Origin of the sequence: Peloplasma aerotolerans, from assembly GCF_030012175.1 — a bacterium.
Classification (GTDB): domain Bacteria; phylum Bacillota_I; class Bacilli_A; order Acholeplasmatales; family Acholeplasmataceae; genus Peloplasma; species Peloplasma aerotolerans.
This window is the reverse complement of sequence record NZ_JASCXW010000045.1, coordinates 1-8167: the sequence shown is the minus strand read 5'-3', so window position 1 is coordinate 8167 and position 8167 is coordinate 1. Positions and strand designations below refer to the sequence as shown.

At 30.1% G+C, this 8167-nt stretch carries 13 protein-coding genes; all 13 read left to right on the top strand.

The window, feature by feature from the left end; translation table 11 throughout:
• The coding region (locus QJ521_RS08950; protein ID WP_282840139.1) for a hypothetical protein at positions 1-617 on the top strand (617 nt) is incomplete at its 5' end.
• Positions 610-837, top strand: coding sequence for a hypothetical protein (locus QJ521_RS08945; protein ID WP_282840138.1), 228 nt, complete (start codon positions 610-612; stop codon positions 835-837). The genes QJ521_RS08950 and QJ521_RS08945, both read left to right, overlap by 8 nt.
• Positions 838-1240: 403 nt before the next feature.
• Entirely contained in the window at positions 1241-1573 is a 333-nt protein-coding gene (locus QJ521_RS08940) for a hypothetical protein (RefSeq protein ID WP_282840137.1), read from the top strand.
• Between the two features lie 10 nt (positions 1574-1583).
• Positions 1584-2552 carry a type II toxin-antitoxin system antitoxin SocA domain-containing protein gene (locus QJ521_RS08935; RefSeq protein ID WP_282840136.1) on the top strand — a complete coding sequence of 323 codons (969 nt, stop codon included), beginning with the start codon at positions 1584-1586 and terminating at the stop codon, positions 2550-2552.
• 27 nt (positions 2553-2579) lie between these two features.
• Positions 2580-2810: a hypothetical protein gene (locus QJ521_RS08930; protein WP_282840135.1), complete on the top strand. Its 231-nt coding sequence runs from the start codon at positions 2580-2582 to the stop codon at positions 2808-2810.
• Entirely contained in the window at positions 2810-3001 is a 192-nt protein-coding gene (locus QJ521_RS08925) for a hypothetical protein (RefSeq protein WP_282840134.1), read from the top strand. The genes QJ521_RS08930 and QJ521_RS08925 overlap by 1 nt, the downstream gene beginning before the upstream one ends.
• A 14-nt stretch (positions 3002-3015) precedes the next feature.
• Positions 3016-3150, top strand: coding sequence for a hypothetical protein (locus QJ521_RS08920; protein WP_282840133.1), 135 nt, complete (start codon positions 3016-3018; stop codon positions 3148-3150).
• 687 nt (positions 3151-3837) lie between these two features.
• Positions 3838-4056, top strand: a complete 219-nt coding sequence (locus QJ521_RS08915) for a hypothetical protein (RefSeq protein ID WP_282840132.1) — start codon at positions 3838-3840, stop codon at positions 4054-4056.
• A gap of 16 nt (positions 4057-4072) precedes the next feature.
• Positions 4073-6235, top strand: a complete 2163-nt coding sequence (locus QJ521_RS08910; RefSeq protein WP_282840131.1) for a hypothetical protein — start codon at positions 4073-4075, stop codon at positions 6233-6235.
• 358 nt (positions 6236-6593) lie between these two features.
• On the top strand, positions 6594-6797 hold the full coding sequence (locus QJ521_RS08905) for a hypothetical protein (protein WP_282840129.1): 204 nt from the start codon (positions 6594-6596) through the stop codon (positions 6795-6797).
• Between the two features lie 589 nt (positions 6798-7386).
• Positions 7387-7557 carry a hypothetical protein gene (locus QJ521_RS08900; RefSeq protein WP_282840128.1) on the top strand — a complete coding sequence of 57 codons (171 nt, stop codon included), beginning with the start codon at positions 7387-7389 and terminating at the stop codon, positions 7555-7557.
• 101 nt (positions 7558-7658) lie between these two features.
• Positions 7659-7922, top strand: a complete 264-nt coding sequence (locus tag QJ521_RS08895) for a type II toxin-antitoxin system Phd/YefM family antitoxin (protein WP_282840127.1) — start codon at positions 7659-7661, stop codon at positions 7920-7922.
• A gap of 2 nt (positions 7923-7924) precedes the next feature.
• Positions 7925-8167: virulence RhuM family protein (locus QJ521_RS08890; protein ID WP_488473593.1), on the top strand; the 243-nt coding region annotated here is incomplete at its 3' end.

The following is an 8167-nucleotide window of genomic DNA, read 5'->3' as shown; positions in this document are numbered from 1 at the left end:
TTAATAATAAACACTTTACTTTATTGGAGTTTTCAACAATACTATTTGATATGCATGATGGATTTTTTAAATCAAGAACTCAATGCGAACTCATTACCAATGTTGTTCTATACTTGATGGATACATTAGTTACAAATCATAATTTCAATTCAAGCAGATTTCTAGAATATAATACAAATACTGAAAAATATTCCATAAAAAGTATAGGATATTTATCTAAACGGGATGAGTTAGTTAAAACTTCAAAACGAGAATTTCATAAGGCATTAGGATTAAAACAAAAACTATTTTTAAGACCTAATGTTACGTCTGGTGATAAGATGAGATCCGATACTTTAATCGTAATGGCACAAATTTTTGAGTTGTTAGGAATCTCAAAATACAGTATTAAATCAGGAGATAGACCAGAGTTTTTTATGCGTGTCAATAGTGTGGATGTATTAGAAAGAATGACATCACAAAATTATCAGTCCGGAACTGTAGATAATATAAATCAACTACACAACAACTCTATAAGAATAATGCAGTATTTTTTTACAAGATTAAACACCGATTATGAAAGATGGAACTTAATTGAAAGGTATTTTCTTGGAGAAGAGATTATCACAAATGACTAAAATAGAATTTGCACTACTGTTCATACAAACAGCAACCAAAATCATTAACATTCCACTGCCTGAAGTGTTCTTCGCAAGCTCTTCTAACTTCCCTAATCCAGAAATATCAAGTATCTATCGATATAAAAATAATGAAATCATATTCAATGAAGATTGGGTCAATCGAAGTAATGAATTAGAAATTATGATTACTGCACTTCATGAGACTAGACTTGCATAGCAAAAGTATTGTATTGATACGAGATCTAGAGAAGATATAAAAATAATAGAAGCTTGGAAAAAAGAATTCAACCAATATAATCAACCATCATGGAAGAATACACCAATTGATGATATTTCATACTTTAAACAAGCAATCGAGATTGATGCAACTACTTTTGCAGTATGCTAATCTAACAATTGATTTGTTACAATACTCAAGTTTTTGTTGGATTTTTATTAGCATTTAGCGAAGATACTATATGATTTATAATTACCCACCTCTAGCATAATTATTGAGCCATACTAAAAAAGTCTTTAGATTTGGACTTTTTTTGATAAATACATGAAAAAGGTAACATATGTGTCCTTTTATATTGATATATCAAAATAAAAATGTATAATATAGTTGAAGGAGGTGTTCTATGAATGTTTATGAGTTCTTGAAAAAAATGAGAAGACTGATTAATCAAGGCAGTAAAAGATTTGTAATGAAACGAGATGGAAGATACTATTATGAAATCCTTCTTGAAGATTTTGGCATAACTGATAAAAAAGCATGGGAGCATATTAAAAACTTAAATGAACACTTTCTTTGGAATGATGAAATGCCAAGTTATAGTAACTCGGATGCTTTTGTATTTAAAAAACAAATAGATGGGAAAATGGCATATATTAAAGTGAAGATTGAAGAAGGTAAAAATGGTGAAGAAGTTGTTTGCATATCATTTCATCTTGATTATTGGGCAAACAACTAGGAGGAGAACTATGAACACACAATATTGTGAGATTTGTAAATCTGATCAAAAAGTGATAGTAAAAGAATTAGAAAAGAAATTCAAAATAAGAGGAAAAGAAATAAAAGTAAAAACAGAAGTAGCGATGTGCAGTTATTGTCATGAAGAAGTATATGATGCCGAGTTAAGTCAAAAACTCACAACGAAGGCTATTGAAGAGTACAATAGTCAATATGGAGTAAGTTCAAATACATTAAAAGAGTTGAGAGAATATTATTCGATTTCAGCTTCCACACTAGCCAAAATAGTTGGCTGTGCAAAGAAAACTATATTTTCATATGAGCAAAGCTTATCTGTACCAAGTGATACACATATGACAATATTGAAATTTGTTACAAATGACTTTGATAATCTAAAAGAATTAGCAGAAATAAATAAAATCAAATTGTCCAGACTAGAGAAAAATAAGGTTTTTAATAAGAAAAAAGATATTGAAGACATAATTTTTCCATATTCTAATGAGTACAACGGTTATGTTGATTTCAATTTTGATAAATTTATCAATGTTTTTTTAGCTATTCTAGACAAGGGGTTAGGAAAAACCAAATTGGCAAAAGGATTATTTGTGCTTGATTTCAATGCATATAATGAAAAAGCTAGATCAATAACTGGCTTAACTTACGCCAAAATGCCTAGGGGACCAATGCCCAACAATTATGCAGAATTACTTGAGTATTTAGTTGAGAAAGAATTAATCAAAGTCGAAACATCTTATGAAGGAGACATTACTAATATTAATATTTTTCCTTTAATAGAGGCTGATACATCAATATTAGAAGAATTTGAACTTGATCTTATTACTAGGGTAAAAGCGTATATCAAAGATAAAACTGCATCAGAATTAAGTGAATTATCTCATGAAGGTTTAATCTGGAATTCTACAAACGATCAAAAATTCATCTCGTATGATAAGGTTAAAGATTTAAAAATGAAAATCTAAGAAAGGAGACTTATCTTGTAAAAAAAAATGGCTTCAATAAGCACTTTTATTCGATTAATTCTATTACCAAATCCTTTTGAAGAGATAGAGTTTGGATTTTTAATAAACCTATTAATCGCAGAACCATTGTTTCATATACTTGCATTTTCAATAGTAGGTAAATTCTATAATAGAGGAGATGCGCCTACACTAGGATCGTTTATGTATTTGGTAGCATATTGGGGACTCATTTTGTTAGCACAAGGTATATTACCTTAATGAAAAAAATAGTAGCTATGCTTAGTGGCATTACAATATCTGGGGTGATTATATTTTGTCTCAAAGCCGTAGTAAGAGGCTATATAAAAAGCAATCCAGAGGAAGTGCTTGCTTGGATTTTTAATGGAATAGGATACTTAATAATACAAGCAATCAATATAATCGAGTGGTTTCTACAAATAACACTTTAAAGAAAGGGGAAAAAATGACACTAAAACCGGGACCAAAACGAGTTGCACAGTCAACAAGTAAACCTGATAAAAGACAGCGAGACAACAAAAATACTCCAGGTAATACAAACAGCCTTAAACCATCAAAAAGTACATATATTAAGAAGTAAATAACTATTTATCCTAAGCGACAATCTCTTTTTAAAGTCGTTGGGAAATGGAGAGTCACAAAATATACTATATGAAATTTTTAAAGTAAGTCTAAGGTTAAACAGGAATGGACTACAAATAAAAATGTGTTTTACTACCATAAAGTATGTACAAAATGAATAATAATAGTTTCAAAATAACACTATGGTCACCAATATAACCCGTAAAAATTAAGCCCTTTATGCTAGTCTAGTTTGGTTTACTCGGCAAAATTCGTGAATCAGTACGGGTCACCAAAGTTTTCAGTAAACCCCATTTCTTTACAGAGGTGGGGTCTTTTTTATAGATAATAAAAGCTGTTCAGTGAAACTAAAGATCTTAAATTATCACACAATTAGTAAAAGAGTTACGAAAAAAAGTGTAGTCTTGAATTTTATAGAAACTAATGATAACATAAGCAAAAATACAACTCCATCAAAGAAGTTCATAGATAGTTAAAAACTTTTTAATGAGAAAGCAACGTATATTGTTATAAGTTTTAATTATTTTTTTACTCACTACTAAAAGACCTTGTTGAACTTAGAAACATAAGTAAATTTTCAACATATTAAATAAACAAAATTCTAGGCATTAAATGGAATATATTGAAAATATTTGACATATAATTGCATCTTTGATAGAATTATTTAACAAGGAGTGAAAATTATATGGAAAATAAGAGAGAAAAATTTATTAGAGTTGCAGAAAATAGAACAAACAAAATATTACACTTGATAGATTTATTAGGTAACTGCGCTAATAAACGTGTATATGACTACTCTGAAGAAGATGCTAGGAAAATTTTTAGCGAAATAGAAAGACATTTATCAATTACTAGAAGTAAATTTAAACAAAACAGTGGAAAGAGCAAGTTTAAATTACAATAAAAATGGGGGCGATTTAGTGGAATTGAATAGGATTCAGGTCAAAAACGCTTATAGAAAAACAAGAAGAGACATTAGAAAAGTATTTTCCGACAATTTCCTAAAAATTATTACAGAAGTAGTCTTAAATGCTGATGACAGTTATAAAAGGATTGAAAGTATATCTTTAAATAATCCTGTAAGAGAAATTGTTGTTAAGCTGAATCGAGACAAAAGAGAGATTTCAGTTTTAGATAATGCAGAAGGTATGACATCTTCTCAGATGTTAAGAATATTTGGGGAATATGGCGGAGATTTTAGCGGTGGTGACAACACCAACAATGTAAGAGGCCTTTTTGGTCAAGGAGCAGCAGATGTCATGTTTAATGCGGCAATGAGCAAAAAGAAAGCTCAAATCGAGTCGATAAAAGATGGAGAAGTTGCTAAATGTAAATTTTATTTTGAAGATAATAAGGAAATCGATTCAAAAGTTATTTATCCACGAATGAGAGAATATAGGATAAAGACGGGCATAGTAGAAAACGGAACGCTGGTCACTTTTGGTTTAAGCGATAATGTCAAAATTCCCAAAGAAAAGGACTTAAAAGATAAAATTGAACAGTTTTATATGTTTAGATATCTTCTTTCAAATCCGTTAAGAAAAATTGTATTTTATGATGGCAAACAACAGTATTCACTTAGTTCAAAGAAATATTTAATTCAAGAAGAAAAAATAATACTAAAAAACAAAAAGATAATATTGGAGTATGATGGTAGAAAACTAACATCATTTTTAACTCTATATGAGAAAGATTCACAGTTTGAGTCTAAAATAATCATAAGAGACGATAATTTTGTCGTTTATGACGAGACGTTTTTTAATATGGATAACTTACCAGGGGCAAATTTAATATCTGGAGAACTAGTTATACCAAACATTGCAACACTTTTAAGAGAATTGCTAAATTCTGAGGAACCAAAAGAATTGCTAACTGACTCGCGTGATGGGTTTGATGGTAGAGAAGAATTCACCAAAGGAATGAATGCAAAAGTTGGAAAAATACTAGAACAAGAAATTGAAAAAAATAACAGTAGAAGAGATGTTATTAGCGTTAATCTAAACAACAATAAAAGATTTAACGACATAATGAAAAAAATAAACAACTATTACAGTGAATTAGAATTGTCGAGCATTGAAGGATTAAATCCAGGAGCAAACCCACCAAATTATGGAATTAAGTTTGCAAGACCAACAATTTCAATTACAAAAGGTAAAACGTATGATTTAAAAATATATATTAACGCATCTCAAATTAGCACTAGTGACATCATTTTGATATCACATAAGGGGTCAACGTTTTTCACAACTGATAACAGTGAAATAACTTATAAGAAAGAAGATATTAAAGATAACAATCTAGTTGTCAAAAGTGTTGTAATCAGATCCACAAAAACCACAGAAGAGCCTATTGTTTTAATAGCAAAATGTAAGGAATATTCTGCTCAAGTTTTGGTTTCGGTTATTGATGAGAAGATCATATATCCAAAAAAAGGTCTTGAATTTCTCCCAAAAAGAAAAAACATCAAACCAGAATCAAAAACCGATTTTAAATTATATTTCGATACCGACCTTATCCCCATAGGTTCAAGTATAAAAATAGAAAAAACATATGAAATGGAACTGATTCCTGAATCTGAAATACTAAAAATATCAGAAGAATACTTGTTAACTGAAAATATAGGTGCAATAAAAATCAAAGTGCAGTCCGGATTATATGAAGAACGAATACAAATAACAGCTCATTATAATGACATTAGTGCATCTGCAATTTTATATGTTAGAATTAGCGATAGAGCTGATGAAGGTAACAGTGGTTTTTTAAACAAAATTGAGCTCAGATTTGAAGATGATTTTTGGCAAACCTCAATGATGGAAAGCAAAGGCATATTGTATATAAATGGTAAGCATATAATTAACCGCAACATCATGGGAGACTTAGGGCAAAGCGACAAAAATAATCCAACTTTCAAAAAAGAGCAAAGAAAATATCTTTACGAATTGATTTCTATTGAAAGCGCTAAGAGAATAATCAGAGAACTTCACAATAGAGGGCAACTACATGTTAATAATCCCGAGTCCATTTATGACCAAATACAGGAACATAAGACAATGATCTACATGGAGATTGCAGAAATAGGATAAATTTTTAGTTTGAATAATCCTTCTGCACCACCCCATAGTATGTTTCAAAACAGATTATATAGATAAAGAACAATAATATTTCAAGTCATAAGCGTCACCAAAACTACTCGCGAAATATAGATATCCATATCAGTCTAGTCTGGCAAACACTGAAAAAAACGTGAACCCCTACGGGTCACCAATATAGATATGAAAAGCTCTTCTCACCGTAATGTGTACCCTATGTCAAGGACTAAGTGAAAAAAGTTAACTTATGTTAATATAAATTTCACACTTTTTGCAGCGATCACTTATTGTGATATAATTGTTATAAATAATGCGAGATTAACAACATAGTTGTACCTTAGGAGGGGAATATATGTTTTGGGATTATGTAACTTTTGTTATCGTCTTAATAATTGGGCTTGTGAATATCATTTGGCCACAAGAAACTGTTTATATTATTTGGGCAGTTAGGCACGGTGTTGATGATGAAAGTAGAAGGAGTTTTGAACACCTTATGAGATTTATCGGTATAGCAATTGTCATAGGTTGTGGAATTTGGCTATACTCACAATTTTGATCTAAAATTCAGTTAACTCCCCCAGGCTTGTTGTGAAACCTTTAAAGAAGACAGTGACAAATAGAATGAGATTTATGTATTAAAAAACTGTAAAGGGTTGCCAAAACAATACGCAAAGTAAAGATATTCATGCCAGTCTAGTCTGGCAAACACTGAAAAAAACGTGAACCCCTACGGGTCACCAAAGTATATAGTTAGTGCTCTTCTCACCCGTGAGAAGGTTTTTTTTTCTTGATATTCATAGGTGGTTACAGTTCTTTTGAAAACAAAAAGTCAGAAAAATTTGTTGGTTTGATTGTTTTTAATGAAGTAGTATTAAAACCATCAGAACTTATGTGTAAATAAGCAAAATCTGAACCAGGAAAAAGAGGTTGATGGTAAGATATAAATTTTTGTTGAAAAAACCGACTTATGTTGATATGTGTTTTGGTGTCTTATCAACATCATGAACTTATTATACAATTATCATAATGATTAACCCGTTTAATAAATCTAGCAATACGAAAATTAATGGTGGAAAAATGAAAAATGAAGATGATAAAAAATGAATATAAAAGATTTAAATAATTAATCAGCCATTTACATATTATTGAATGCAACAGATGAAGTTAGTCCATTTTTTAAAAACATTTACTCGTTGAAAGAATCAGAAGAAGCTATAAATGTAGATGATCTCGATGATATAGAGGAACTCATAAAAGATGAGGATTTTGCTGGTTTCATACAAAATATTAAAGAAGCATATCAAGATGAAGAATAGAACGGGTTTAGATTGCTGATTGAAAAACCTAGTATTATTAAGTAGACGTTGAAAAGTAAATGTTTTGTGGTATAATTATGGTATAAAAGGGAGACGTAATTATGCCAAAAATTATACCAATCAGGGAACTTAAGAATACAGCATCAATTTCAAAGTATGTAGAAGAGACTAATGAACCTGTTTTTATTACTAAAAATGGATATGGATCAATGGTTATCATGAGTATTGATGTTTACGAAAAAGAGATTGCTAAAAGACAAATAATTGAACTCATCAATGATTCGCTTAAAGATATAGATCGATCTAATCCAAAGGTTGAGGGTGCATTTTTCTTAAATGAAATGAAAGCTAAGTATGGTAAATAAAAATGAATCGTATTTCTAAGGAGAGAAGTGTCATAGCATTTCGAGATGGTAATCTTGAAATAGATGTTAAGGTTGATTCTGAAAAGGATACAGTTTGGTTGACTCAAAAGCAGATGAGTGCTCTTTTTGATGTTAGCGTTGATAATATTAGTCTCCATATTAATAACATATATAAGGAAAATGAGTTGGAAATGAATTCAACTACCGAGGAATCCTCGGAAGTTCGATTAGAAGGAAAAAGAAAA